Annotated in this window: 22 protein-coding genes, 1 tRNA gene and 1 pseudogene; 19 read left to right on the forward strand and 5 right to left on the reverse strand. The window is 47.7% G+C overall.

The features are described 5' to 3' along the window. The first annotated feature begins 44 nt into the window (after window positions 1-44). Window positions 45-1043 carry an alpha/beta fold hydrolase gene (locus DXA55_RS08720; RefSeq protein ID WP_117813772.1) on the forward strand — a complete coding sequence of 333 codons (999 nt, stop codon included), beginning with the start codon at window positions 45-47 and terminating at the stop codon, window positions 1041-1043. A 74-nt stretch (window positions 1044-1117) separates the two neighbouring features. Here DXA55_RS08720 and DXA55_RS08725 read toward each other — a convergent pair whose 3' ends face one another. Then, window positions 1118-2206 carry an MFS transporter gene (locus tag DXA55_RS08725; protein ID WP_117813774.1) on the reverse strand — a complete coding sequence of 363 codons (1089 nt, stop codon included), beginning with the start codon at window positions 2204-2206 and terminating at the stop codon, window positions 1118-1120. A 354-nt stretch (window positions 2207-2560) separates the two neighbouring features. Between DXA55_RS08725 and DXA55_RS08730 the strand changes: the two genes are divergently transcribed. The 12 genes and pseudogenes from DXA55_RS08730 to DXA55_RS08785 all read left to right on the forward strand — a co-directional run bounded on the left by DXA55_RS08730 (window position 2561) and on the right by DXA55_RS08785 (window position 16223). Continuing rightward, the gene (locus DXA55_RS08730) at window positions 2561-3697 is read left to right on the forward strand and encodes an aldo/keto reductase (RefSeq protein WP_242998429.1); all 1137 of its coding nucleotides are present in this window, start codon (window positions 2561-2563) and stop codon (window positions 3695-3697) included. 5 nt (window positions 3698-3702) lie between these two features. Beyond that, the gene (locus DXA55_RS08735) at window positions 3703-4014 is read left to right on the forward strand and encodes a hypothetical protein (protein ID WP_147342005.1); all 312 of its coding nucleotides are present in this window, start codon (window positions 3703-3705) and stop codon (window positions 4012-4014) included. A 73-nt stretch (window positions 4015-4087) separates the two neighbouring features. Further along, window positions 4088-5043, forward strand: a pseudogene (locus DXA55_RS19265) (substrate-binding domain-containing protein). Window positions 5044-5227: 184 nt separating this feature from the next. Next, the gene (gene pstC / locus DXA55_RS08745) at window positions 5228-6082 is read left to right on the forward strand and encodes a phosphate ABC transporter permease subunit PstC (RefSeq protein ID WP_242998431.1); all 855 of its coding nucleotides are present in this window, start codon (window positions 5228-5230) and stop codon (window positions 6080-6082) included. Then, a complete protein-coding gene (gene pstA, locus DXA55_RS08750; RefSeq protein WP_442857660.1) occupies window positions 6075-6974 on the forward strand; it encodes a phosphate ABC transporter permease PstA in 900 nt (299 codons plus the stop codon). Before pstC ends, pstA begins: the two co-directional genes overlap by 8 nt. 20 nt (window positions 6975-6994) lie before the next feature. Beyond that, on the forward strand, window positions 6995-7747 hold the full coding sequence (gene pstB / locus DXA55_RS08755) for a phosphate ABC transporter ATP-binding protein PstB (RefSeq protein WP_117813778.1): 753 nt from the start codon (window positions 6995-6997) through the stop codon (window positions 7745-7747). Window position 7748: 1 nt separating this feature from the next. Then, entirely contained in the window at window positions 7749-8393 is a 645-nt protein-coding gene (phoU, locus tag DXA55_RS08760; RefSeq protein WP_022462257.1) for a phosphate signaling complex protein PhoU, read from the forward strand. A gap of 3 nt (window positions 8394-8396) precedes the next feature. Continuing rightward, window positions 8397-9068, forward strand: a complete 672-nt coding sequence (locus tag DXA55_RS08765; protein WP_022462258.1) for a winged helix-turn-helix domain-containing protein — start codon at window positions 8397-8399, stop codon at window positions 9066-9068. A gap of 9 nt (window positions 9069-9077) precedes the next feature. Further along, the gene (locus DXA55_RS08770; protein ID WP_055220580.1) at window positions 9078-10736 is read left to right on the forward strand and encodes a sensor histidine kinase; all 1659 of its coding nucleotides are present in this window, start codon (window positions 9078-9080) and stop codon (window positions 10734-10736) included. 439 nt (window positions 10737-11175) lie between these two features. Further along, entirely contained in the window at window positions 11176-12657 is a 1482-nt protein-coding gene (malQ, locus tag DXA55_RS08775; protein WP_117813780.1) for a 4-alpha-glucanotransferase, read from the forward strand. 98 nt (window positions 12658-12755) lie between these two features. Beyond that, window positions 12756-13790: a LacI family DNA-binding transcriptional regulator gene (locus DXA55_RS08780; protein ID WP_117802081.1), complete on the forward strand. Its 1035-nt coding sequence runs from the start codon at window positions 12756-12758 to the stop codon at window positions 13788-13790. Window positions 13791-13958: 168 nt separating this feature from the next. Next, window positions 13959-16223, forward strand: coding sequence for a glycogen/starch/alpha-glucan phosphorylase (locus DXA55_RS08785; RefSeq protein ID WP_055227980.1), 2265 nt, complete (start codon window positions 13959-13961; stop codon window positions 16221-16223). Window positions 16224-16296: 73 nt separating this feature from the next. On the opposite strand, the gene DXA55_RS08790 is transcribed toward DXA55_RS08785, so the two are convergent. The 3 genes from DXA55_RS08790 to DXA55_RS08800 are packed head-to-tail and all read right to left on the reverse strand — an operon-like array spanning window position 16297 to window position 18192. After that, a complete protein-coding gene (locus tag DXA55_RS08790; RefSeq protein ID WP_117760689.1) occupies window positions 16297-17130 on the reverse strand; it encodes a hypothetical protein in 834 nt (277 codons plus the stop codon). Beyond that, a complete protein-coding gene (locus DXA55_RS08795) occupies window positions 17124-17822 on the reverse strand; it encodes an ATP-binding cassette domain-containing protein (RefSeq protein WP_055227982.1) in 699 nt (232 codons plus the stop codon). Before DXA55_RS08795 ends, DXA55_RS08790 begins: the two co-directional genes overlap by 7 nt. Then, a complete protein-coding gene (locus DXA55_RS08800) occupies window positions 17815-18192 on the reverse strand; it encodes a GntR family transcriptional regulator (protein WP_022462266.1) in 378 nt (125 codons plus the stop codon). The genes DXA55_RS08795 and DXA55_RS08800 overlap by 8 nt, the downstream gene beginning before the upstream one ends. Before the next feature lie 202 nt (window positions 18193-18394). Here DXA55_RS08800 and pepF point away from each other — a divergent pair, with 202 nt between their 5' ends. The 5 genes from pepF to DXA55_RS08820 all read left to right on the forward strand — a co-directional run bounded on the left by pepF (window position 18395) and on the right by DXA55_RS08820 (window position 22995). Then, a complete protein-coding gene (gene pepF / locus DXA55_RS08805) occupies window positions 18395-20203 on the forward strand; it encodes an oligoendopeptidase F (protein WP_242998435.1) in 1809 nt (602 codons plus the stop codon). A 339-nt stretch (window positions 20204-20542) separates the two neighbouring features. Continuing rightward, on the forward strand, window positions 20543-21307 hold the full coding sequence (locus tag DXA55_RS08810; protein WP_022462268.1) for a nitroreductase family protein: 765 nt from the start codon (window positions 20543-20545) through the stop codon (window positions 21305-21307). Window positions 21308-21309: 2 nt separating this feature from the next. Beyond that, a complete protein-coding gene (locus DXA55_RS18095; RefSeq protein WP_264466072.1) occupies window positions 21310-21435 on the forward strand; it encodes a hypothetical protein in 126 nt (41 codons plus the stop codon). 442 nt (window positions 21436-21877) lie between these two features. Further along, a tRNA-Gly gene (locus DXA55_RS08815) sits at window positions 21878-21949 on the forward strand. A 518-nt stretch (window positions 21950-22467) separates the two neighbouring features. Then, window positions 22468-22995 carry a flavin reductase gene (locus tag DXA55_RS08820; RefSeq protein WP_117509337.1) on the forward strand — a complete coding sequence of 176 codons (528 nt, stop codon included), beginning with the start codon at window positions 22468-22470 and terminating at the stop codon, window positions 22993-22995. Window positions 22996-23299: 304 nt separating this feature from the next. Here DXA55_RS08820 and DXA55_RS08825 read toward each other — a convergent pair whose 3' ends face one another. Further along, complete coding sequence (locus DXA55_RS08825) at window positions 23300-24484, reverse strand: MFS transporter (RefSeq protein WP_117813784.1); 1185 nt, start codon at window positions 24482-24484, stop codon at window positions 23300-23302. 305 nt (window positions 24485-24789) lie between these two features. On the opposite strand from DXA55_RS08825, the gene DXA55_RS08830 reads away from it, so the two are divergent. Next, complete coding sequence (locus tag DXA55_RS08830) at window positions 24790-25665, forward strand: LysR family transcriptional regulator (protein ID WP_117813786.1); 876 nt, start codon at window positions 24790-24792, stop codon at window positions 25663-25665. Window positions 25666-25748 lie beyond the last annotated feature (83 nt).

Genomic DNA, 25748 nt, shown 5'->3' on the forward strand with positions numbered 1-25748 from the left:
TTTCGGGCAGTTCGGCATCGTTCTGGAAGAAAGGGGAAGGTGCAATGCAAAGAGGTTTTACGATTCAGTCGAAGGTGGATGGACTGATGCTTGACGGGCTTGTGGTGGAACCGGAGGAGGGCGTACAGCGGACGGCGCTTCTGCAGCTCAGCCATGGAATGAGCGAATACAAGGAGCGGTATCTGCCGTTTATGGAGTTTATGGCGGAACACGGTATAGTGTGTGTGATTCATGATCACCGCGGGCACGGAAAGAGTGTGAAGTCGGAGCAGGATCTCGGATTTATGTACGGCGCAGGCGGCGCAGGGCTTGTGGAGGATCTGTTTCAGGTTACGGTATGGGCAAAAAAAGAGTACCCGGATCTGCCGTTTATTCTGATGGGACACAGTATGGGATCCCTGGTTGTGCGCACGTATGCGAAGGAACATGATAGGGAGCTGGATGCGTTGATTGTGTGCGGTTCACCGAGCAAGAATTATCTGCGGCCGCTGGGTGCGGCTGTAGGACACGCAGAAGCGGCGGTGCTCGGGGATGAGCATCGGAGCAATCTTCTGGAGGCGATGTCGTTTGGATCGTTTGCGGCGCGGTTTGCGGATGAGAAGAGCCGGTTCGCCTGGTGCTGTTCGGACCCGGAGGTGGTGCGGGAGTATGAAGAAAACCCACTCTGTGGCTTTACGTTTTCGGATGATGCTTTTTTTGCGCTGAATGACCTGCTGAAGGAGACGTATGGATTCCATGGATGGCATTGCACAAACCGGAAGCTGCCGGTGCTGTTTTTGTCCGGCGGGGATGATCCGTGTTATGTGAATGTGCGGCGCTTTAAAAAATCCATTGACCATATGCGGCTGATCGGGTACCGCAATGTCAGAGGAAAGCTGTATCCGGGAATGCGGCATGAAATACTGAATGAGAAAGAGAAGTACCGCGTGTATGGCGATGTCTGGAAGTGGTTGAAGAGAGAGAAAGTGGTGGAGAATGTGGAGGGGGGAAGCACACCCCCGCAGACCCAGGATGGCGCTCTGGCAGGGAGCGGCGGTGTTTGATTATTTTTTGAAAAAAACGCTCATCAGCAAAAAACTGATGAGCGTTTTTTTCAATGTAAGTAAATTTTTGACGATCACATGATCCATCCAAATACGGTGGAAAGGACGATCATAATCATAGAAAAGACAAACGAGTTCACCGACATCAGCGTCGCCCGCTGCCTGGACGGGATCATGTCATTGAGCAGAATATCGGTCCGGACTTCAAGAAAATCATCGGAAAAGGATCCGATAAATCCGCCGAAGACCATAAGGGCCGGCAGTCCGGTAAAGCTCATAAGAAAGGCGAAAAGTACACCGATCGTGCCAAACAGCAGAATCGCGCGGTAGCGGTATTTGTGAAAGTATGCCGTCATCCGCGATCCCAGTGCCGCGCCGAGTCCCATCACGAAGAGGGCAGGTCCAAGCAGCGCGTTGTTCATGCCGGTGAGTGGCAGCTTCGCCTGTAAAAAGAAGAGAACCAGCGTGGAAACGGCACCGATGAGTGCGTTCACCAGCATAATATTTCTTGCTTTTTTCTCACGGACAAGAAACTGCCAGCTTTCCTGCACAACCGAAACGATTTCCTGTCCAACAGGATAATGAACTGGTGTTGCGTCCGTTTTTATTTCCGCAAGGCGGAATGAAATGCCAAGCGCAATCAGCCCGAAGAAGAGATCAATCGCATACGCGCGCCGGTATCCCAGCCACAGGGCAAGGCCTGCGCAGAGCGTTGCGGTGGAATTGGTGATACGGTACAGCATCATTTCGGTAGAAGAAAAACGGGCATAAAACCATTCGTCCCCGTTCTGCTTCAGACTGTCATACGCAAGTGCCTCCCGTGTGCCGGATGCAAGGTTATAGCTGAGCGCACTGCATCCAAGCGCAAGCGCCGTTGTAGCAAAGCCGGTGGAAAAAATCATCAGCGTACCGGAAATCAGGGAGGCCATCTGACTTGCAATCAGCGTTTTCCGTCGCCCGAAAACATCGGCGACAACGCCGGAGGGGAGTTCAAAGCAGAGGCTCACGATATGGAAAATACTTTCGAGCATCCCGATCTGCAGCAGCGAAAATCCACGGAGTGCGAGCAGTGCAACCCACGAAGCCGCCGCAATCTGAAAATAGCCGACCGTGGTCATAAGATATAAAGTTCGTATTTGTTTTCTGATAGTTTTCTCAGACATAAAAAAATCTCCTTGTCAAAATATAGTAAAATTTTGATTGGGAGATATGTGCGTTTTCTATAGAATTTTAAGAACTCAAAAAGTGAAGTTTACTTAAAAAAGAGCGCACTATCCCCATAAACAGCTGAAACATCGCCATTTGTGAGGTGAAGAAACTGGTTTTTCCAGATCATAGTGCTACTCCTTTTGTAATCATAATTTTTTATCAGAATACCACCGGAAACGGAAAAAGTCAAAGAAAAATTTTGACGAAAATAAAAAAAACTATTGACTTTCAAGTATACTTTAATGCTACAATTTTCTCAACAATACTGAGGAAACGAAGGTTTCCGCGGAAAGAAAGGGGATTTTACCATGAGTGTAGATGTAACAAAAATGCCGAAATTAGGATTTGGCATGATGCGCCTTCCGGAGAAGGACGGAGAACTGGATCTGGAGCAGATCTGTAAAATGGTTGATGCGTACCTTGCCTCCGGAATGAACTATTTTGACACCGCCTATATGTACTGCGGCGGAAAATCGGAGAGCATCGTGAAAAAAGCGCTGGTAGAGCGTCATCCGAGAGAAAGTTTTACTCTGACAACCAAACTTCCGCAGTGGATGATGGACGAGGGCATCGAGGGGCGTGACCGCATTTTCAACGATCAGCTCGCGCGCACCGGAGCAGGCTACTTTGATTATTACCTGCTGCACAGTGTCGAGGACGGCGCAAACTATGAAGGCTATGTGAAATACGACTGTTTTAACTGGGCCAAGAAGAAAAAAGAAGAGGGACTGATCAAACACTTTGGTTTCTCCTTCCACGGAACGCCGGAGCTGCTTGACAAGATTCTCTCCGAGCATCCGGAGGTCGAAATTGTCCAGATCCAGATGAACTATGCTGACTGGGACAATCCGCTGATCCAGTCCGGACGTCTGTATGAGGTGCTTCGGAAATACAATATGCCATTCCTTGTTATGGAGCCGGTAAAAGGCGGTTCCCTTGCATCGGCAGGCAAAGAGATTGAAGCAGAGATGAAACGTGTTCATCCGGATGCATCGATTGCGTCCTGGGCACTCCGCTTTGCGGCTTCCCTCCCGGGTGTTGCAACCGTGCTCTCCGGTATGTCAAACGAGGAACAGATGGAGGATAATATCAAAACCTTCCGAAATTTTGTACCGCTAAACGAGGAAGAAAAAGCAGTGATCGCCAAAGCACAGGAAGCGCTGAAAAAGAGTCCGGCAGTTCCATGTACCGCCTGTCGTTACTGCTGCGACGGATGTCCGATGGGAATCGCGATTCCGGATGTATTCAAGGCATTGAATACCATCCGCCTGTATGGAGAAGAAGACCGCGCGAAAAATTATTATAAAAAACTGCTGGAAACATCGGGAAAAGCAGAAGACTGCGTGCAGTGCGGCCAGTGCGAGAGCGTATGTCCGCAGCATCTGCCGATCATTGATCTGTTAAAAGAAGCGTCCGAAAAGCTTGACGTGCCGATGACGGAATAAGCGGATTGCGAATATCCGCTTTGGCACATGCTTTAGAAAAAGGCTCCCCGGAATACTCTGAAAAAAGAGTATTCCGGGGAGCCTTTTTTCTATGGGAAATCTTGTTGAAAGTTTCTGCGGAGAAAAAGGACCCTTCGGGCAGGATCGCACTGCGCGGAAAAAATGTGCCACTTGCGAGAGATGTGACGGAGCGGTTTACGACCGGAAAAATGGAATGTAAAAAAGGAAAAACTCATGTTTTACATAAACTTAACATCTCTGAGATTTTGCATTTTACACGCCGTTGTTATGATGATACCTGTAAAAACGAAATGTAAAAAACATCGGGATTGCGATTTTACAAAATAGAAATCACAAAAATCCCGTGTGAAAAGAGGAGAAAAGAATATTATGAAGAGAAAAGTAATTGCAATCACCTTAACCACAATGATGGCTGCAGGAATGCTTGTAGGATGTGGAAGCAGCGACAGCAGCAGTTCTTTGGCAGCAGACACTACAAAAGAGGCTTCTGCAACAGAGGCAGCCGGCAGCACAGACGGTGACAGCACCGCAGCAGGCGGAGATTTCTCCGGACAGATCAGCGTGATCTCCCGTGAGGATGGTTCCGGTACCAGAGGTGCATTCATCGAGCTGTTCGGTGTAGAAGAGAAAAACGATGCAGGTGAGAAAGTAGACAACACCACCGTTGATGCACAGATCACCAACAATACTTCCGTTATGATGAGCACGGTGCAGGTAACCAGTACTCAATCGGTTATATCTCCCTTGGATCCTTAAATGATGAAGTCAAAGCGCTGAAAATCGACGGAGCAGAGGCAAGCGCAGAGAACGTAGAAAACGGTTCCTATAAAGTAAGCCGTCCGTTCAACATTGTAACAAAAGACGGTCTTTCCGTAGATGCGCAGGATTTCATGGACTACATCTTAAGCACCGACGGACAGCAGGTTGTTTCAGATGACGGATATATTGCAATCAAAGATACCAAAGCCTACGAAGGAAGCTGCAGCGGTGAAAAGGTTGTGGTAGCAGGATCTTCCTCTGTAACACCACTGATGGAAAAATTAAAAGAGGCTTATACAAAAGTAAATTCAAACGCTAACATCGAAGTACAGCAGAGCGATTCCACAACAGGTATCACTTCCGCAAGCGACGGTCTCTGCGACATCGGTATGGCATCCCGTGACTTAAAGGATGAAGAGAAATCCTTAGGGCTTACCGCAACCGTAATCGCAACCGACGGTATTGCTGTCATCGTAAACAAAGAGAACCCGACCGATGGGCTGACCAGCGCTCAGGTAAAGAGCATCTATGTTGGCGACATAACCGACTGGGCAGATGTAAAATAAAGAATGTATAAAGCAATGGAAAAAGAAGTAAGGGCGAACAATGGAAAATCGCTCTTACTTCCGTATCCGAAAATGTTCAGAAAAAGAAGCTGTCTTTCGGAACGTGCTTGAAAAAGCAGTTCGTAAGAAAAAAACGAAAGTCTTTTTCAAACACGCTCCGCGAAACAATGAAAGGATTTATCTTATGAAACTAAGAGAAACGATCATGAAACTTGTATTCCTGATTGCGGCGTGCTGCTCCGTACTGGCTGTTGCACTGATCTGCATTTTCCTGTTCATGAATGGCGTTCCTGCCATTTTTAAAATCGGACCGCTGAAATTTTTGACCGGTACCGTGTGGAAACCGGGAAACAACATTTTCGGTATCCTGCCGATGATTGTCGGCAGTATCTGCGTGACCGGCCTTGCAATCCTGATGGGTGTGCCGGTTGCCATTCTTACTTCGGTGTTTCTTTCCCGTTACTGTCCGAAAAAGTTTTACGGCATCTGCAAAACAGGTATTAACCTGATGGCCGGTATTCCGTCTATCGTATATGGATTTTTCGGACTGGTTGTGATCGTCCCGTTGATGGCACAGCTGACCGGCAAAAATGGAAACACAATGCTGACGGCATCTATTCTTCTGGCCGTTATGATTCTTCCGACCGTGGTCGGTGTAACAGAATCCGCCATTACAAGCGTTCCGGAATCCTACTATGAAGCAAGCCTTGGCCTTGGTGCCACGCATTCCCAGAGCGTTTTCTTTGCAGTTGTTCCGGCGGCAAAATCCGGAATCCTGGCAGGTATCGTGCTTGGCATCGGACGTGCCATCGGAGAGACAATGGCAGTGATTATGATTGCCGGAAACCAGCCTCGTATGCCAAAAGGAATCACAGAAGGCCTTCGTACCATGACAGCCAATATTGTACTGGAGATGGGATATGCATCTGGACTTCACCGGGAGGCGCTGATTGCAACGGGTGTTGTGTTGTTTGTCTTTATCCTGCTGATCAATTTATCGGTGTCTATGCTGAACCGGAGGGTACCTTATGATGATTAAAGGAAATGGAGCTGTAAATACAATGGAAGCTGTAAAAATAAATACAAAAGAAAAAGAAAGAACAAAGGTTACGTATCACAAAAGTGTTTTTTCCTCCGTGCTGACCGGAATTACCTGGGGAGCAGCTATTCTTGCACTTGCCGTTCTGGTTTTCCTGGTTGGATTCATTCTGATTCGTGGCGTGAAAAACCTGACACTGGAGCAGTTTGCCTGGACCTATAATACAGAGAATGTTACGATGCTTCCGGCGATCATCAACACTGTTACGATGACAGTACTTTCCCTGCTGCTTGCTGCGCCGCTTGGCATTTTCTCGGCGATTTATCTGGTTGAATATGCCAACAAACGCGGAAAACTGGTTGGCCTGATCCGGATTACGGCAGAGACCCTTTCCGGTATCCCATCGATTGTTTACGGTCTGTTCGGTATGCTGTTTTTTACGAAAACCCTGAAAATGGGATATTCGATGATGTCCGGTGCCTGTACACTTGCCATCATGATTCTTCCGCTGATTATGCGAACAGCAGAAGAAGCCTTAAAATCGGTTCCGGATTCTTATCGGGAAGCAAGCTTTGGATTGGGAGCCGGAAAGCTTCGTACGATTTTTAAAATTGTTCTTCCATCTGCCGTACCCGGCATTCTTTCCGGTGTCATTCTTGCGACAGGCCGTGTCGTAGGAGAGACGGCAGCGCTTCTTTTCACAGCAGGAACGATTGCAAAGGTGGCAGGCCTTATGGATTCCGGCCGTACCCTTGCCGTTCATATGTATGCACTTTCCAGTGAAGGCCTCTATATGAATCAGATGTATGCAACCGGCGTCATCCTGATGCTGATTGTCCTTCTGATCAACGGCTGTTCCGGAATGATTGCGAAGAAAATTGCAAAGAAATAAAAGAGAGACGAGGAAAAAACATGAGTAAAATAGATGTATCCAATATGGATCTTTATTACGGAGACTTTCATGCCTTAAAAAATATCAATCTGAGCATTGATGTCAATGAGGTGACGGCTTTTATCGGACCTTCCGGCTGTGGTAAATCGACCCTGTTAAAATCCATCAACAGAATGAACGATCTCGTTCCGGGCTGCCGGATCACCGGTGAAATGCTGCTGGACGGAGAAAACATCTACAGCGGAAAAATGGATGTCAACGGACTCCGCAAACGGGTCGGCATGGTATTTCAGAAACCAAATCCGTTTCCGATGAGCATTTACGACAACATTGCCTATGGACCGAGAACCCATGGTGTCCGTTCCAAAGCAAAGCTGGATGATATTGTGGAGCAGTCTCTTCGACAGGCAGCAATCTGGGATGAGGTGAAGGACCGTTTGAAGAAAAGCGCACTTGGCATGTCCGGCGGACAGCAGCAGCGTCTTTGCATTGCGCGTGCCCTTGCCGTACAGCCGGAGGTTCTTCTGATGGACGAACCAACCTCAGCACTGGATCCGATTTCTACTTCCAAAATCGAAGATCTTGCGGTAGAACTGAAAAAAGATTATACTATTGTCATGGTAACACACAATATGCAGCAGGCAGCCAGAATTTCTGACAAAACCGCATTTTTCCTGTTAGGAGAGGTAGTAGAATACGGAGAGACCGAACAGATCTTCTCCATGCCGAAGGATAAACGGACAGAGGATTATATTACAGGGAGGTTTGGCTGATATGCGGGAAAGATTTGAGCAGCAGATGGAAATTCTGCACACGGAGCTGATTGAGCTTGGCGCACTCTGCGAGCAGGCAATCGGACGGACATATGAGGTTCTGCTGGAGGGAAACCAGAGAGCGGCAGAAGAGATTATCAAAAAAGACCAGGTTGTCGATGCGAAAGAACGGGAGATCGAGGATCTCTGCTTCCGCATCATTTTACAGCAGCAGCCGGTAGCACGTGATCTGCGTCAGGTATCTGCGGCATTAAAAATGATTACCGATATGGAGCGGATCGGAGACCAGGCAGCGGATATTGCGGATATCGTAAAAGTAACGAGTCTTGGTGTGCCGGATGCAAGCATCCGTCTGAAGGATATGGCGAAAGCAACAGCTTCTATGGTAACAAAATGCATCGATGCATACGTTAAGCAGGATCTGAAGCTTGCACGGGAGGTTATCGATTTCGATGATATCGTGGATGATCTTTTTGATGAGGTCAAGGATGAAATTCTGCAGGGTATGCGAAAGGGAATTACCACAGATGTCCAGTCTCTGGACTATCTGATGATTGCAAAATATTATGAAAGAATCGGTGACCATGCAACAAACATTGCGGAATGGGTTGTGTACTCCATTAACGGTCACCATAAAGGGGAATAACAGATGATATACTGCGTGGAAGATGAAAGAAATATACGGGAACTGATCGTATACACACTGGAATCGAGCGGTTTTACCGCAAGAGGCCTGGAAAGCGGAAAAGAGCTGAATGCAGCTATTGCAGAACAGCTTCCGGATCTGATTCTCCTGGATATCATGCTTCCGGGGGAGGATGGTCTTGAAATTCTTTCACGCCTCAAGGCATCGGAAGTAACAAAAGAAATTCCGGTCATTATGGTAACGGCAAAGGGCGCTGAGTATGATAAGGTCATGGGCCTTGACTGCGGAGCCGATGACTATATTACCAAGCCGTTCGGCATGATGGAATTTATCGCAAGGGTACGTGCCGTGCTGCGCCGTGCCGGAAAAGAAGAGAAGGAAAACGATGTGCTGGAGACCGGGGATCTGCAGATCCAGGTGAAACAGCATCAGGTTCTGGCCAAAGGGGAGAAGGTTACCCTGACTTTAAAAGAGTTTGAACTGCTGAAATTTTTAATGGAAAATAAAGGAATTGTCCTTACGAGAGACCGTCTGCTCGGCCATGTCTGGGGCTATGATTTTGACGGAGAAACCCGTACGGTAGACGTTCATGTGCGTACACTCCGCCAGAAGCTGGGCGAATGCGGCGAGCTGATCGAGACGGTCCGCGGCGTGGGATACCGGATAGGAGGCTGAGAAAGTAAGATGCGTAAAAAAGTCTTTCAACATGCGGGAGCGTTGATTATCGCTGCGATTATCCTGACTTTTTTCACCATGAGCTGGGCAATGTACAACAATACGGCGGAGCAGCTTCGTGTTTCGGTGAGAAATGAATGTGAGTATTACAGGTATTTTCTGGACAAGATGGGTGATGACAGTCTGGATAAACCGGCCGGCAAGATTACGGCAAGCCGGGTTACCCTGATTGACACGGACGGAACCGTTCTGTTTGATTCGGTCGAGGATGAGAACATGATGGGAAACCATTCCGGGCGGCCGGAGGTGATTGAGGCGGAAAAGACCGGGGAAAGCAATATTTCCCGTTATTCCGAGACCCTGCGGAGCAAAACATATTATACGGCATTGCGCCTGGACAATAGAAAAATCATCCGTGTTTCCCTGACGACAGACAGTGTGTTCGGTGTGATGCTGCGGAATATATGGCTGGTGGTTGTACTGATTGCGGCAGTCCTTGTCGTGGAGCTGCTGATGGTCAGCCATATGACAAAGGCGCTTGTAAAGCCGATCAATGAGATTGATCTGAATCATCCGCTGGACAACAAAGCGTATGAGGAATTGAGTCCGCTGCTTGGAAGAATTCATCAGCAGCAGAAGCAGATTCAGCAGCAGATGGAGGAGCTCCGCCATAATCAGGAGGAGTATCTTGCAATCACGGAATATATGAAGGATGGTCTGATCGTGACAAACCAGTCGGTCGTACTTTCCATCAACCGTTCGGCACAGAATCTGTTTGATGTGACAGCGGAGGAGTGCATCAACCACAATATCGTGACAGTCAGCCGCAACGAGCAGCTGAAGGAGGCACTGGATCATGCGCTGGAGGGCAGTTCCGAGGAACGGATGCTGGAGATAAATGGAAGAGTCTATCAGCTTCTTGCAAATCCGGTGCGTGTGGACCGTGTTGTATCCGGTGCGGTAATCCTGGTGCTGGATGTGACGGAAAAACAGAAAGCCGAGGTGATGCGCCGTGAGTTTTCAGCCAATGTGTCACATGAGCTGAAAACACCGCTGATGTCGATTTCCGGATATGCGGAGATCATCGAAAACAACATGGTAAAACCGGAGGATATTCCCAAATTTGCGGGCAGAATCCACAGTGAGGCGAGCCGGTTAAGCTCTCTTGTCGAGGATATTATCAAGCTGTCCAGACTGGACGAAAACGACCAGTCAATCCCGATGGAGGAAGTGGATCTGATGCAGATCTGCCGTGATGTCGAGGGACATCTTTCCATACGTGCAAAGGAGCAGCAGGTGAAGATGACACTGAGAGGAGAGAGCTGCCGGATCAAAGGTGCAAGACAGGTTCTCTATGAGATGATCTACAATCTCTGCGACAATGCGATCAAGTACAACCGCAAGGACGGTGAAGTTGAAGTGACGGTTTCACGCGGAAGAAACGGACGGGCAGTGGTATCTGTGGCAGATACCGGAATCGGAATTGCAAAGGAAGATCAGGAGCGGATCTTTGAACGGTTCTATCGTGTGGATAAGAGTCATTCCCGCGAAACGGGAGGTACCGGACTTGGACTTTCCATTGTGAAGCATGGAGCAATTCTTCATGATGCGAAGATTAAAATTGAGAGTACGCTTGGAACCGGAACAAAGATTATTCTGGAGTTTTAAGTGAAAAACAGATACCGCAAAAGACAGCATGCGGAGGAAGAATCTATGCGGGAGGCCTGGAATATTCATGATTTCCAAGCCTCCAAAGTGGTTCCGTCCCCGCATGCTGTCTTTTGCGGTATGGTTTTGCATCGTTACAAAAATGCAAATTCGTTGTTTTGAATAAACAGAGGATTCAATATTTGGTAAATATGATAAGGGGTTTGGGGGTTGTTTTTTGATGCAGAGTATGGTATTGTAAATATAACGAGTTCCGGAAACGTTACCGACACCGTTTCCGGAAATACAGACGAGATACAGGCAGCCCTGTTTTTACGAAACAAAATGAGCTGGCTAGAAGGGCTGTATAAGTTACAATTTGCTGCGTATCCGTGAACAGGAATTATGTATTTGTGGGGTCGGATGGATAGAAAAAACGACAAGGAGAAAGGGTTTAAAAATGAGAACAAGTGGTATTTTACTTCCGGTAGCTTCGCTGCCGTCCCGATATGGAATCGGATGTTTTTCGAAAGAAGCGTATGAATTTGTGGATCGCCTGGAGGAGGCCGGCCAGAGCTACTGGCAGATTCTTCCACTTGGACCGACGGGATATGGAGATTCGCCGTACCAGTCGTTCTCTACTTTTGCAGGAAATCCATATTTTATTGATCTGGAGACCCTGGTAAAAGAGGGACTTCTGACAGAAGAAGAGTGTGATGCGTGCGATTTCGGTGACAATGCGGAGTATATTGATTACGAAAAGATTTATCTGTCCCGTTTCAAAGTACTCAGAAAAGCATTTGAAAGATTTGCGGCAGATGACGTATATGATGCATTTGTATCGGAAAATGGTTACTGGCTGGAGGATTATGCGCTGTATATGGCGATTAAGGATGCACTCGGCGGAATCAGCTGGAGTGAGTGGCCGGCAGAATTAAAGGACAGAGAAGAAGCAGCACTGAATCAGAAACGGGAAGAACTTGCCGGGGAGGTTGCATTTTACAAATTCCAGCAGTTTATGTTCCTGAAACAGTGGAAAGCATTGAAAGCATACGCAAATGAAAAGGGTATCCGTATCATCGGTGATATTCCGATTTATGTGGCATTTGACAGCGCTGACACCTGGGCAAATCCGGTTCTGTTCCAGTTTGATGAGGACAACCAGCCAAAAGCAGTTGCCGGATGCCCGCCGGATGCGTTCTCCGCAACCGGACAGCTCTGGGGCAACCCGTTATACAAATGGGACTATCATAAGAGCACAGGTTATGCATGGTGGCTGTTACGTCTGGCTCACGTGTTTAAACTGTACGATACTGTCCGCATCGACCATTTCCGCGGATTTGATGAATATTATTCCATCCCGTTCGGTGATCAGACGGCAGAGCGCGGCCACTGGGAAAAAGGACCGGGCATGGATCTGTTCAACACCGTCAAAGAAAAGCTCGGCGATGTGGATGTCATCGCAGAAGACCTGGGATATCTTACCGAAAGCGTGATCGAAATGGTGAAAGAATCCGGCTATCCGGGTATGAAGGTGCTGCAGTTTGCTTTTGACTCCCGTGAGGAGAGTGATTATCTGCCGCACAATTACGAGAGAAACTGTGTTGTCTACACCGGAACGCACGACAATGATACCATTCTTGGATGGTATTATGTCATGAGTGAGGAAGACCGCGAATTCTCCAAAGAGTATATGGGAAATGCAAAGAGTACCGACGAGGAACTCCCGTGGGATTTCATTCGCATGTCAATGGAGAGCGTGGCAAATCTGGCTGTCACTCCGATGCAGGAATTTTTAGGTCTTGGAACGGAGGCGAGAATTAACTATCCGTCTACACTTGGAAATAACTGGAAATGGCGCCTGCTTCCGGGACAGTTTACACCGGAGCTGGCAAAGAGAATTCATCGGCTGACACAGATTACAGCACGTATTGCAAAATAAAAATACGCGCCGGAGAGAAAGCAAAACAGGCCGGGAAAACAAGCCGGAAGAGATTCCGGCAGAACAGGTACAGAGTTTAAAGGAGAGGCCTGCAGAATATGGAACAGGTAACAATCAGGGACATTGCCCGCAAATGTAAGGTAGGCGTGAGTACCGTATCGAGAGCGATGAACAATCATCCGGACATCAATCCGGAAACAAAAGAGATGATCTTAAAGGTGATTGCCGAATCGAATTACGTACCGAACAACAGTGCCAGAAACCTGAAGCGGTCGAATGCCAAAGCGATTGCCATTCTGGTAAAAGGCATGGACAACATGTTCTTCAACAACATGATCAGTGTGATTGAAGAGGTTGTGCGAAAAAAGAAATACGCCTGCATTATTGAGCGAGTAGAGGAAAAGGCAAATGAGGTAGACTCCGCGATCGAGATCGTCAAAGAAAAACGGCTGCGCGGCATCATTTTCCTCGGCGGAAACTTTACGCATCCGCATGAGAAAATGGCGCAGATCCCGGTTCCGTACGTGATCAGTACAATCGGGGCGGTTTCAGACGGAGGAAAACCGTGCGCGAGCGTATCGGTCGATGACTACAGGGAAAGCTATAAGATGGTAGATTATCTCTGTGGTCTCGGGCACCGGCGCATTGCCATCATTACCGCCTGCGAGGACGACATCAGTATCGGACGCCTCCGTCTGAATGCGTACCGCCAGGCTTTACTAGATCATGGGATACCTTATGACCCTGATCTGGTATTTCATATGACGAAGGACGACACGTATTCTTTCGCCACAGGGTACAAGATAACAAAAGAAATTCTGGAAAAAAAGACGGAGTTTTCCGCGCTGTATGCCACCGCGGATACGCTGGCAATCGGTGCGTGCCGTGCCTTAAAAGAGGCCGGGCTTACCGTGCCGGATGATATTTCCGTTGCAGGATTTGACGGAATTGATGCGGGAGAGTATTATATACCCAGTATCACAACGATCCGCCAGCCGGTGGAGCAGCTTGCTGCAGAGACGGCGAAGATGCTGTTTTCCTTAATTTCAGGGAAAGAAGAACCCTGCAGCAAAGTATACGATGGGGAACTCGTCGTAAGGGAATCCACAAAGTCGCGGATCGCGCAGCAGTAAAATATTTGCTGTTTCGCTGCCCCAAAAAGTGATGCAGAAGTGAACCGTCCCATTCAGGGAAAAGCTTTGCATGGAACTGCGAAAGCTGCCAATTGCAGGAAATCTGGAATGGCAGCGCAACTAAATGACACTGTGGGAATTTATCCACAGCAATACGAGGAGAAAAAAATGGAAGAAAGAATTCAGGCAATCTTAAAAGAGCGTTTTGGAAGAGATCTGGACAACTGCACAAAGAGCGAAATCTTTGAAGCCCTGATGGTTATCACCAAACAGGAGATGGCAGGTCGCAAAAGAAACACCGGAAGTAAGAAGCTGTATTATATTTCAGCAGAGTTTCTGATCGGAAAACTGCTGTCCAATAACCTGATCAACCTTGGCATGTACGAGGAAGTTGAAAAAGCACTTGCAGCTCACGGAAGAGAGCTGACGGAGATCGAGGAGATGGAAATGGAGCCGTCCCTTGGAAACGGAGGTCTCGGCCGTCTGGCAGCATGCTTCCTTGATTCTATCGCAACGCTTGGCCTGCCGGGAGACGGTATCGGCCTTAATTATCACTTCGGTCTGTTCCGCCAGCTTCTGGTCGACCACAAACAGAAAGAAGTGAAAAATCCATGGATCACAAATGAGAGCTGGCTCGTCAGACAGCCGGTATCCTTTGCAGTTCCGTATAAAAACTTCACGATGCATTCTACCCTGTATGATATCGACGTACCGGGTTACAACAATGGCTGTAACCGTCTGCATCTGTTCGATGTAGATACGGTAGACGAGAGTATCGTTCCATCAGACAGCATCAACTTTGACAAGCATCAGATCCAGAAAAACCTGACACTGTTCCTCTACCCGGATGACAGCGACCGTGCCGGACAGCTGCTTCGTATCTACCAGCAGTATTTCATGGTCAGCAACGGCGCACAGTTCATCCTGATGGAGTGCGAGCAGAAGGGCTACGATCTGCATAAGCTGTATGATCACGTTGTGATCCAGATCAACGATACTCATCCGTCCATGGTCATTCCGGAGCTGATCCGTCTGCTGCAGGAGAGAGGCTTTACCATGCAGGAAGCCATCGATGTTGTAAGCAAGACCTGTGCTTACACCAACCACACCATTCTGGCAGAGGCACTGGAAAAATGGCCGATCGATTACCTCGAGGAGGTTGTTCCGCACCTGATGCCGATTATCCACGAGCTGGACGCACAGGCAAAGAAGAAATACAAAGATGAGAAAGTAGCGATCATCGATAAGGATCAGCGCGTCCACATGGCACACATGGATATCCACTACGGATTTTCTGTTAACGGCGTTGCAGCACTGCACACCGAGATCCTGAAAAACTCCGAGCTGAAACCGTTCTACGATATTTATCCGGAGAAATTCAACAACAAGACAAACGGAATCACTTTCCGCCGCTGGCTGCTGCACTGCAACCGTGAACTGGCACAGTATATCGAGAGCCTGATCGGACCGGGATTCAAAAAAGATGCCGACGAGCTGGAAAAACTGCTCAAATACAAAGACAACAAGAAGGTTCTTGCAAAACTTGAGGAGATCAAACACAACCGCAAACTGGATCTCAAACAGTTCCTGTATGAGACACAGAATATCGCGCTGGATGAAAATTCCATCATCGATGTACAGGTAAAACGTCTTCATGAGTACAAACGCCAGCAGATGAACGCCCTGTACGCTATTTACAAATACATGGATATCAAGAGCGGCAACAAGCCGAAAACCCCGATCACCATGGTATTCGGTGCAAAGGCTGCACCGGCTTATATCATCGCAAAAGATATCATCCATCTGATCCTGTGCCTGCAGGAGCTGATTGATAACGATCCTGAGGTAAGCCCGTACTTCAAAGTGATTATGCTTGAGAACTACAACGTATCAAAAGCTGCAAAGGTGATCCCGGCAGCAGATATCTCCGAGCAGATCTCCCTGGCATCCAAAGAGGCTTCCGGAACCGGAAACATGAAATTCATGCTGAACGGTGCCCTGACGCTTGGAACAGAAGACGGTGCAAACGTTGAGATTGGCGATCTTGTCGGAAAAGAAAACATCTACATCTTCGGAAAGAAACCGCAGGATGTCATTGATCTGTACGCAGATGCTGCTTACTGCTCAAAAGACATCTATGACGAAGATCCGGAGATTGCAAAGCTGGTTGATTTCATCGTCAGCGATGAGCTTCTTGCTATCGGCGACAAGGTTTGCCTGGAGAGACTCTACAAAGAGATCTTGAACAAAGACTGGTTCATGACGCTGCTCGACCTGAAAGAGTACATCAAGACAAAAGAAAGAGTATACAAAGACTACGAGAACAAAGATGCATGGAACAAGAAGTGCCTGATCAACATCGCAAAAGCAGGCTTCTTTTCCTCCGACCGTACCATTGCACAGTACAACGAGGATATCTGGCATCTGGCATAAGTGCAGAACATGCATACAAAACGCCGCCGCAGACGATTCGGTTCGTCCGCGGCGGCGCTTTTTAATGCAATTTTTATGAAAGATTCAGCCGTCTGCTTAAGATATAGCGGCAGATCAGGAACAGAACAACGCAGAGCACCACGGTGATGATAAGGGTGGAAACCGAGGATGTGGTAACCACAGCAGTCGGTGTGGAGTCCTGGAAAACACGGACGATGCTGATTCCGCCGAAGATCTGGATCACGGTAGTCATGCCGATGTAAGAGAGGACAGCCGTCAGAATTTTGTGGCTGGATACCAGGCTTCCGATGCTGATGGCGGCATAGAACAGAAGAATGCCAAAGAACAGCGAAGCGAAGAAGCCAACGATGGAAAACAGTGCCATACCGATGTGGTTCGTGATGCCGATCAGGGAAAAAGCAGCATCGGCAACACCGGTAATCTGTGCCCAGAGATAGGACAGAAAATCGGAAAAGGTCATGGTCTTGTTGTAAAAAAGCAGGGTGTTTGCGGTAAAATACCGGATTGCGGACGGCAGAAGCAAAAAAGCGAAGGAAGCGAGAACGGAAAGTGCGTTTAAGATGCTCCATGCGCCGAAAACCAGCATTTTGGAGAGAATATGATCCGTTGCCGATACCGGAAGGACGTTGGTCAGATACCCTTCGTCGGTAAAAAGATTTTTATAGTAGCGCTGGATCATCAGCACCTGTGTCATGACGGATGCGGCGATCACAATCAAAACGTACGCAAACAGATAGAGGACGATCAGCAGATCCGGCAGCTCAGAAATCTGGGAAAAGAGGAATCCGAAGCCTCCGAGAGCGCCCATGAAAATGGCGGCACCGTTCAGCAGCGCCATGTTTTTCCAGCATGCTTTCCACTCATGTTTCAGACATTTTTTTAACATTTGAATACCTCCCTGAAATAAGAATCAATCGATTCACCCTCCTGCATCCGGATATCCTCAACCGAGGCGTGTAGTTTTAACTGGCCCTCCTGGATAAAGATGACCTCATCGAGAATATTTTCGACGTCGGAAATCAGATGTGTTGAGATGAGGATGGATGCGTCTGGTTCGTAGTTGTTTAAAATCGTAGATAAAATGTAATCGCGTGCTGCCGGATCGACGCCTGCAATCGGCTCGTCGAGGCAGTAGAGCTTTGCGCGGCGGCTCATCGTGAGGATGAGCTGGACTTTCTCTTTCGTTCCCTTCGACATCGTTTTCAAACGGTCCTTCGGGCTGATTTTTAAGGATTCCAGCATGGCATTGGCGCGGGACATGTCAAAGTCCTCAAAGAAATCGCTGTAATACGTTAAAAGATCCGAGACGCGCATCCAGCTGCCGAGATACATTTTATCCGGCAGATAGGAGACGATCCGTTTTGTCTCAATACCGGGATGATTTCCGGCGATGAGGACTTCACCCTCACTCGGGGTCAGCAGTCCGTTCAGCAGCTTTAAGAGCGTCGTCTTTCCGCTTCCGTTGGGCCCCAGCAGTCCGATAATTTTCCCGGAATCCAGGGAAAGGTTGAGATGATCGAGCGCGGTGTGGTTTCCGAAGCGCTTCGTCAGGTCTTTACACGTTACAAGTTCACTCATGATTTTCTTCCTCCTCAATCGTTTCGGCAAGTAGCTGCCGGATTTCCTCCGGGGTTATGCCGAGCTGTTTCATGTGGGCAACAAAAGCAGATACTTCTGCGGCGGCAAGTTCTTTTTTCATCTGATGAATCAACTCCTTATCTTCGGTAATAAAGCGTCCGCTGGTCCGCTGGGAATAGATCAGTCCGCTGCGTTCCAGTTCGGAAAGCGCTTTCTGCATTGTGTTCGGGTTGACGGCGGCCTCCTGCGCGAGATCGCGGACGGACGGAAGCTTATCGCCCGGCTGATAGCGCCCGGTGATGATGTCCATCTGTACCCGCTCGATGATCTGCAGATAGATCGGCCGCGAGGAATCAAGATTCCATGGCATATGGCATTCACTCCTTTTGTACTACTGTATTAACTTGATAGTACAATCATACAATCGGTTTATGGATTTGTCAAGAAAATTAAGAAAAAATTTTAGATTTAGAGGTTAAATTGTGGTAAACTAAGCGTAAGTGCGGCACATTAGTATTAGAAGAAAAACCGCAGAAATAGTTCCGTCTAAAAAGATGGATGAAGGGAGAAATATGGCAGAAATTAAACTGAAAAAAAGAGAAGAGATGGATCCGGCGTACTGCTGGGATCTTTCGAGTTTGTTTGGTAGTGATGAAGAATTTGAGAAAACAGAGCAGGAGCTTGCGAAGAAAATAGAAGCGTTCCGCGCAAAACAGGGAACAATGAAAGAGAGTGCAGAAGCGCTGTATGACGTTCTTTCCGGTCTTGATGACATCAGCCGCGTCTTTTCCAGCCTGTATGTCTATGCAAGCCAGAAATATCACCAGGATATGGGAAATCAGAAGTATCAGGGCTATGCCGGAAAGATGGACAGCATGATGGCTGTTCTTGCGGATGCCTCTTCTTTCGTAGAGCCGGAGATCCTGGAGCTTGACGAGGAGACGGTTACAGAATTTGAAAAAGCATATGAGCCGCTCCGTCTGTACGATCGCATATTAAAAGAAAACTTCCGCAAGAAAGAGCACATTCTCTCGCCGGAGATGGAGGCGGTTCTTGCAAAAGCCGGAGAGATGGCATCCAGCCCGGATCAGATTTTCTCGGCATTTTCGAACGCAGACCTCAGATTCCAGCCGGTCACGGATGAAGAGGAAAATCAGGTTCCACTGAGCCACGGCACCTTCGTCGGATTTTTACAGTCGAAGGACCGCCGGGTCAGAAAAGAAGCGTTTGAGAAGTATTATGCGGAGTATGAAAAACACAAAAACATGCTCGCCGCAACGTTCGGTGCCAATCTGAAACAGGCCGCATTCTTTGCAGATGTAAGAAAATATCCATCTGCACTGGCTGCATCGCTGGATGGCGGAAATATCCCGGTTTCGGTTTACGACAAGCTGCTCGAGGCGATTCATGCAAAAATGCCGGCGATGTACCGCTACGTGGCACTGCGTAAGAAGCTGCTCGGTGTGGATGAACTTCATATGTATGATGTTTACGTTTCTCTGACGAAAGAGTACGAGCAGAAATATACGTATGAGCAGGCGATCGAGATCGTGAAGAAAGCGCTTGCCGTGCTCGGGGATGATTATGTGGCACTGCTGGACAAGGGCTTTTCGGAGCGCTGGGTGGATGTTTATGAGAACGAAGGAAAAAAGAGCGGTGCTTACTCCTGGGGTTCTTACGATTCCCATCCGTATGTGCTGATGAGCTTTAACGGAAATATCGATTCGGTCTTCACACTGGCGCATGAAATGGGCCATTCGCTGCATACCTGGTATTCGAACCATACACAGCCGTTTACGTATGCAGAGTACCGCCTCTTTGTCGCAGAGGTGGCTTCCACCTGCAATGAGGCGCTGCTGATCCGCTATCTGCTGGAGCATGCAAAAGAGAAAGAGGAGAAGATCTTCCTGCTCAATTATTTCCTGGATCAGTTCAAGGGAACGGTGTTCCGCCAGACGATGTTTGCGGAGTTTGAGAAGCGGATTCATGAGAAGATGGCAGAAGACGGTACGCTGACGGCGGACGGCATTTCAGAGCTGTATCTGTCGATCAACAAGGAGTACTTCGGGCCGGATATGGTTTCGGATCCGCAGATTGCACTGGAGTGGGCGAGAATTCCGCATTTCTATACACCATTCTATGTATATCAGTATGCAACCGGTTTTTCGGCGGCTATTGCAATCAGCAGCAAGATTCTGGCAGGGGAGCCGGGTATCGTGAAGAAGTACAAACAGTTCTTAAGCGGCGGCTGCTCGATGGATCCGATCGACCTTTTGAAGATCTGCGGCGTCGATATGACGAAGCCGGAGCCGGTGGAAGAGGCGCTGGATGTGTTTGCTTCTTATGTGGAGGAGTTGGAGAAGCTGACCGCGGAAGCGTAAGCACAGGTTTTAAAGTTGCATAAATTTGATGGGAAATATGTGTGAAAAATATACAAAATTTGGCGCGTTTTTCCCTTGAAAAAGTTTTTGAATATGTTACAATATTATTACAGAGTAAAAATGGATGAGCTGGAAATTGAAAAATATTTGCGATTAAGAGGGAGAATTTCCGTATTTCTGTCGAATGCGGAAGATTAAACGTAAATTTTTCGGAATGCGGCTTTGCTCCTGTAAAAATGGGGAGCGGGCCGCGGCCGGCTATGAAAGAAATATTACTGTTCATTCAGCAGTGAACTGTAACAAAAACAGACGGATAGCAGATGAAGTAAGGGTGAGAGTATGAATTTATATGAGGCTATTTTTGTTAGAAAATCAGTAAGGAATTATTGTTTTGATACGCTTCCGCCGCAGACTTTGGATAAGATTTGGGAGCATTATAAGGAGATGCCGGCACTGTTTTCGGGCATCGGTGTGGATATGGCGATTCTGGACAACAGAAAAGGGCAGGAGAGAATGCTCAGTATGTTCAGTGTGAAGGCGCCGTATTATATGGCTTTTTATTCGGAGGAGTCAGAACGATATCTGATGAACGTGGGTTATATTATGGAACAGATGGTGCTGTATCTGTGCAGTATCGGACTGGGAACCTGCTTTATCGGAAGTAATCGTGTGAAAAAGGCGGAGCTTGAGAAGAACGGAAAGCGGCTGGTGGGGATCGTCGCTTTTGGTAAGAGTCATGGTTCGCATACGAGACGGCAAAGTGAAGCAAAGAGACTGCCGCTGGAGGATCTTTGTGTGTTCAAAGAGGTGCCGCGGCAGTGGATGACGCAGATGCTGGAAGCGGCGAGACTGTCGCCATCCAGTATGAACAGCCAGCCGTGGAGATTTGTGGTGTATGATAACAGAATTCATATTTTCTCGAAGAAGCACAGTGTGGAGAAGCTTCGGAAGTGGGATGAGGTGAATTTCGGGATTATGTTTGCAAATATGATGGTGGCAGCAGAGGAGCTGTGGCTGGATGTTGACCTGATCAGACTCGGGGATATTTCGCAGAAAAACTTCTCAAATAATCAGTATGTGCTGAGCGCGATTCTGAAGGCGTAGAGGTGAATACGGACGACCTCGTGCGGCTTCGTACCTGCGGTGCAGCGGGCGAGAAAAAGAGGGCGGAACTTGTGGCGCGGAAGGGGCCCGGAAAAATGGGAATCAACGCAATTCGTCAGGAAACCTGATGGTTTCCCGACTCAGTGCGTTTTGACCTCTGGTGTTGTGCACCAGAGGTCATCCCATTTTTCCGGGCCCCTTCTGCGCTCACAGTTCTTGCCCTCTTTTTCTATGCCCGCTGCACCGCAGGTACGAAGCCACGCGAGGTCTGACGGTGGGGACGGGGGTAAAGCGTCTGGATCCGCCAGGAGGCGGATCGGCGTGAGCATGTGGGGTTGGGAGGACGGATGGAAAGGAGTCTGGATTCGTCAGGAGGGTGGTTCGGTGTGAATTTGTGGGGGGAAGACAGCTGTGCGGGTGTCTGATGGAGAGCGAAAATTGAGGGAATCGTAGATACTTTTGATTTTTTTTGAAAAAAATTGAAAATAGGTATTGACAAATGAGGGGAGTTCCTGTATAGTATCATTTGTAAGGTGCAGCGAGCACTTAGCAAGATAAAAATTAATAAATGCGCGAGTGGCTCAGGGGTGGAGTACAACCTTGCCAAGGTTGGGGTCGCGGGTTCGAATCCCGTCTCGCGCTCTGCTGGAAACCGGAATGTGTAAGCATTCCGGTTTTTGCGTTGTGGAAAAATAGATGAAAAAGAAATCTTATTTTTAAAACTTAAGAATATTGCATTTTAAATTTTCATATGCTATAATGCCGATAGGCAATGAAATGAATGGCTTGCAAAGTCAACAAAAGCCCCACGAGCTGCAACTCGTGGGGCTTTCTGTGCCTTTTGGGCAAGGCGGCTTAAACCTTAGGCTGGCTGCCAGTTATTTCTTACCGTCCAGCCATTTGCAGATATAGTAGCTACTATACTTGCCATAACGGAAAGAAAAAATGAAATGAATAGTTCTTGCACTGTCAACCCTCCCTTCTCTGCCTGTCTGGGAGTGGCAACGTTCATTAGTATAACATACAATTCTTATTTCTAAAATAAAAAAATTCCCTGTTTTTATAAAATTCAAGGCTTCGAAAAAAAGTTCTTGCCCGGTAGTTACTACCGTACGGTATGCTAAGGATAACAAAGCAAATCAGCGAAAGGGGAATGTAGTATGAACATTACGATGGAGAATTTTAAAACCGCAAAGTATGATGTGTTTTCTATTTTTGATGACCGCTGGGGTTTGTGTACTGCGGGTACGCCAAGGGAGTATAATACGATGACGATCGGATGGGGTACGATGGGGACGATCTGGGGACCGCCAAAGAAAGGAAAGCAGATCATTACCGTATTTATCCGGGAAAGCCGCCGGACGCATCAGATTCTGCAGAAGGAAGACGAGTTTACGGTCTGCTTTTTTCCAGAGAAATATCGGAAGGATCTTGGAATCCTGGGATCAAAATCGGGAAATGATGTGCCGGATAAGATCAGTCTGACCAGTCTGACACCGAAGATGCTGGGAAATGCGGTTGGATTTGAAGAGGCAGAGCTGACCTTTGTCTGCAAAAAAATCTATGCGGTCAGAATGGAGAAAGAAGATCTGCCGGAATTTACGCGCGATACTTTATATAAAGATGGCGATCTCCATTATCTGTATATGGGCGAGATTGAAGATGTCTTTGGCATGATTGAGGAATGAAACAGGAAAATTGGCGTGATGTATCAGTATTTCTTATCACAATCTTGTATGTACTGCACCGGGCAGAAAGGCATCAGACTGCGTGAAATGCGGGAAATGTGAGAAAGTATGTCTGCAGCACCTGCAGATCAGAAACCTGCTGGAGGATGTGGTGAAAGAGTTTGAAGCGGAGCGTGCTTGAAAAAATTTCCGAAATTTACAAAAAGTACATCTGATCAGGGAGTAACCTGATCAGATGTACTTTTTTGTACGCAGTATATCAGAGTTTGATCCAAGGGGACCATTCTGCTGCAGAATAATTGGATTAATAGTTGGCTTTATAAGAATTTCTCTTTTCCGCCGTTACGCGGTGCATCCGCTCTGCCATTACAACCATCAGAATCAAAATGGCCATCAGGAATACCGGATACAGTCCGAAGGAAATATGCTGGCCGAGAACGCCGAAAACCGGCGGCATCAGGCAGGTTCCGATGTAAGCAAAGGCCATCTGGATGCCGATGATTCCCTGGCTTAAGTCGGCACCGAAGTTTGCCGGTGTCTCGTGAATGATGGAAGGATAAATCGGCGCACAGCCAAGTCCGATCAGGATCAGGCCGATAAACAGAAGGGAATCGCCAAACGGCAGCAGCATCAGAACCGCACCAACGGCGATGAAAAACTGTCCCAGACGAATCATATTCTGATCGTTCAGCTTCATGGTAACGAAACCGCAGATAAAACGTCCGATGGTAATACCAATGTAAAACAGGCTGGCCCAGCTTGCGGCACGCTGTGCATCAATACCGCGGAACAGCGTACAGTAACTTGCAGCCCACATGCCAGCAGTAGATTCCACTGCACAATAACAGAAAAAGCAGATCAGCACCTCTTTGACACCAGGAACACGGATCAGACTGGAAAAACTCCGCTCCGCCGGAACAGAGGTATCCTCTTCGGCAGCTCCGGCAGGTTTCTGCCAAAGAGGAAGGCTTAAGAACAAAACCAATGTCAGCACAATCTGGAAAATGGAAATGATAAGATATCCTTTGTTCCAGTTCAGGTGACTGATTGCCCAGCTCATCACAACAGGGCCGGTACTGCAGCCAACACCCCACATGCAGTGCAGCCAGCTCATATGGCGCGCCTTATAATGAAGCGCAACGTAGTTATTCAAAGCGGCATCGACGCTTCCGGCGCCGAGACCGTAGGGAATTCCCCAGAGGCACAGGGCCCAGAAAGAATGGCTGATGGAAAAACCAAACAGTGCCACAGCGGTTGTCAGAACACTGACAGCGGTGACCTTTCCGGTGCCAAACCGTGTGTTCAGCCGGTCACTGTTCAGACTGGAAACAATTGTTCCGGCAGAGATAATCATGGAAATGATACCGGCTGCGGAAACGGAAGTTCCCAGTTCCTGGTACATGACCGGCCACGCAGAGCCGAGCAGAGAATCCGGCAGTCCAAGACTGATGAATGCCAGATAAATGACAGGCAGCAAAAGTGAAACCATAGTAAAACCCTCCTGATACAAAAAATTATCATAGGAAATCAGAGAAAAATGCGCGTGTTTCTGATTTCTGTGGATAGCAAACAGGTACAGAAAATTTGCGTTAAGTTTAACGCAGAACCTCTGTACGCAACAATTTCAAAGTATCATACTTGAAAAAAAGAATCAATACTTTCTTTTCAGAAAACAAAAAAAGCGATATAGTAGAAGAAAGAAAATTCTTTCTGAAAAACAGGAAGGAAAAGAAATAAAGAGCAAAATAAAACAAAGACCAGAAATAAAATGAGAGAAAAACGAGAGGGAGACATATGGAAACAAGAGTACTTCGCTATTTTCTTGCCGTAGCACGGGAAGAAAACATCAGCCGTGCGGCAGAGATGCTGCATATTACGCAGCCAACCTTAAGCCGTCAGCTGTCCCAGATGGAAGAAGAACTGGGAGTGATCCTGTTTGAAAGGGGAACAAGGAGAATCCGGCTGACGGATGCGGGAATCCTGCTGCGCCGCAGGGCAGAAGAAATTATCGGGCTGATTGATAAGACAGAAAAAGAACTGGCAGAGCAGGAAGCACTGATCGACGGACATGTGACAATCGGATGCGGAGAGACAAGGTCTGTGAATGTTCTGGCAGATCTGATCGAAACCTTCAGCCAAAAATATCCGAACGTGACGTTTGATCTGGTGACGGGAACAGCAGATGTATTGAAAGAGCAGATGGATCGTGGTCTGATGGATGTTGCACTGCTTCTGGAGCCGGTTGATGTGGGAAAATATGAGTTTGTGCGTCTGAAAGAAGGAGAGCGGCAGCAGGTGCTGATGCGCCCGGATGATCCGCTGGCACAAAAAGAAGTCGTACATCCGGAAGATTTAAAAGATCTTCCGTTGATCCTGCCAAGAAGACAGGATGTGCAAAATGAGATTACCAACTGGTTCGGAGCATATTATCAGAAGCTGAATGTTCGATTTACCTGTAATATGCCGACGAATGGAGCAAAAATGGTTCGGAAGGGACTCGGGTATCTCATTACGGTGCAGGGAGTCTCCGAACTATGGAAGGAAGACGAGATTGTCGGACGATTCTTAGATCCGCCGATCATCTGCCGCAGTGTTTTTACCTGGAAAAGAGAACAGCCATTCAGCCTTGCCGCAACGAAGTTTATCGACCATATCCGGGAAAATTTGTGAAAACAGCCAGAAAATGATTTATTAACGTGAGTTATTTTCGTGAGCTAATTTATTAGAAAAACTTTACAATCCGGGAAAAATCG

The sequence above is a fragment of the Blautia sp. OF03-13 genome, from assembly GCF_003460685.1.
Lineage (GTDB): Bacteria > Bacillota > Clostridia > Lachnospirales > Lachnospiraceae > Fusicatenibacter > Fusicatenibacter saccharivorans.

What these genes read in the sequence shown, in the direction of transcription:
- phoU (WP_022462257.1), top strand. Translation starts at nt 7,749, where the DNA reads ATGCGGGAAAGATTTGAGCAGCAGATGGAAATTCTGCACACGGAGCTG.
- DXA55_RS08780 (WP_117802081.1), top strand. Translation starts at nt 12,756, where the DNA reads ATGGAACAGGTAACAATCAGGGACATTGCCCGCAAATGTAAGGTAGGC.
- DXA55_RS08825 (WP_117813784.1), bottom strand. Translation starts at nt 24,484, where the DNA reads ATGGTTTCACTTTTGCTGCCTGTCATTTATCTGGCATTCATCAGTCTT.
- pstC (WP_242998431.1), top strand. Translation starts at nt 5,228, where the DNA reads ATGAAACTAAGAGAAACGATCATGAAACTTGTATTCCTGATTGCGGCG.
- DXA55_RS08765 (WP_022462258.1), top strand. Translation starts at nt 8,397, where the DNA reads ATGATATACTGCGTGGAAGATGAAAGAAATATACGGGAACTGATCGTA.
- DXA55_RS08730 (WP_242998429.1), top strand. Translation starts at nt 2,561, where the DNA reads ATGAGTGTAGATGTAACAAAAATGCCGAAATTAGGATTTGGCATGATG.
- DXA55_RS08725 (WP_117813774.1), bottom strand. Translation starts at nt 2,206, where the DNA reads ATGTCTGAGAAAACTATCAGAAAACAAATACGAACTTTATATCTTATG.
- DXA55_RS08810 (WP_022462268.1), top strand. Translation starts at nt 20,543, where the DNA reads ATGAATTTATATGAGGCTATTTTTGTTAGAAAATCAGTAAGGAATTAT.
- pstB (WP_117813778.1), top strand. Translation starts at nt 6,995, where the DNA reads ATGAGTAAAATAGATGTATCCAATATGGATCTTTATTACGGAGACTTT.
- malQ (WP_117813780.1), top strand. Translation starts at nt 11,176, where the DNA reads ATGAGAACAAGTGGTATTTTACTTCCGGTAGCTTCGCTGCCGTCCCGA.
- DXA55_RS08785 (WP_055227980.1), top strand. Translation starts at nt 13,959, where the DNA reads ATGGAAGAAAGAATTCAGGCAATCTTAAAAGAGCGTTTTGGAAGAGAT.
- DXA55_RS08800 (WP_022462266.1), bottom strand. Translation starts at nt 18,192, where the DNA reads ATGCCATGGAATCTTGATTCCTCGCGGCCGATCTATCTGCAGATCATC.
- pstA (WP_442857660.1), top strand. Translation starts at nt 6,075, where the DNA reads ATGATTAAAGGAAATGGAGCTGTAAATACAATGGAAGCTGTAAAAATA.
- DXA55_RS08795 (WP_055227982.1), bottom strand. Translation starts at nt 17,822, where the DNA reads ATGAGTGAACTTGTAACGTGTAAAGACCTGACGAAGCGCTTCGGAAAC.
- DXA55_RS08770 (WP_055220580.1), top strand. Translation starts at nt 9,078, where the DNA reads ATGCGTAAAAAAGTCTTTCAACATGCGGGAGCGTTGATTATCGCTGCG.
- DXA55_RS08820 (WP_117509337.1), top strand. Translation starts at nt 22,468, where the DNA reads ATGAACATTACGATGGAGAATTTTAAAACCGCAAAGTATGATGTGTTT.
- pepF (WP_242998435.1), top strand. Translation starts at nt 18,395, where the DNA reads ATGGCAGAAATTAAACTGAAAAAAAGAGAAGAGATGGATCCGGCGTAC.
- DXA55_RS08790 (WP_117760689.1), bottom strand. Translation starts at nt 17,130, where the DNA reads ATGTTAAAAAAATGTCTGAAACATGAGTGGAAAGCATGCTGGAAAAAC.
- DXA55_RS08720 (WP_117813772.1), top strand. Translation starts at nt 45, where the DNA reads ATGCAAAGAGGTTTTACGATTCAGTCGAAGGTGGATGGACTGATGCTT.
- DXA55_RS08830 (WP_117813786.1), top strand. Translation starts at nt 24,790, where the DNA reads ATGGAAACAAGAGTACTTCGCTATTTTCTTGCCGTAGCACGGGAAGAA.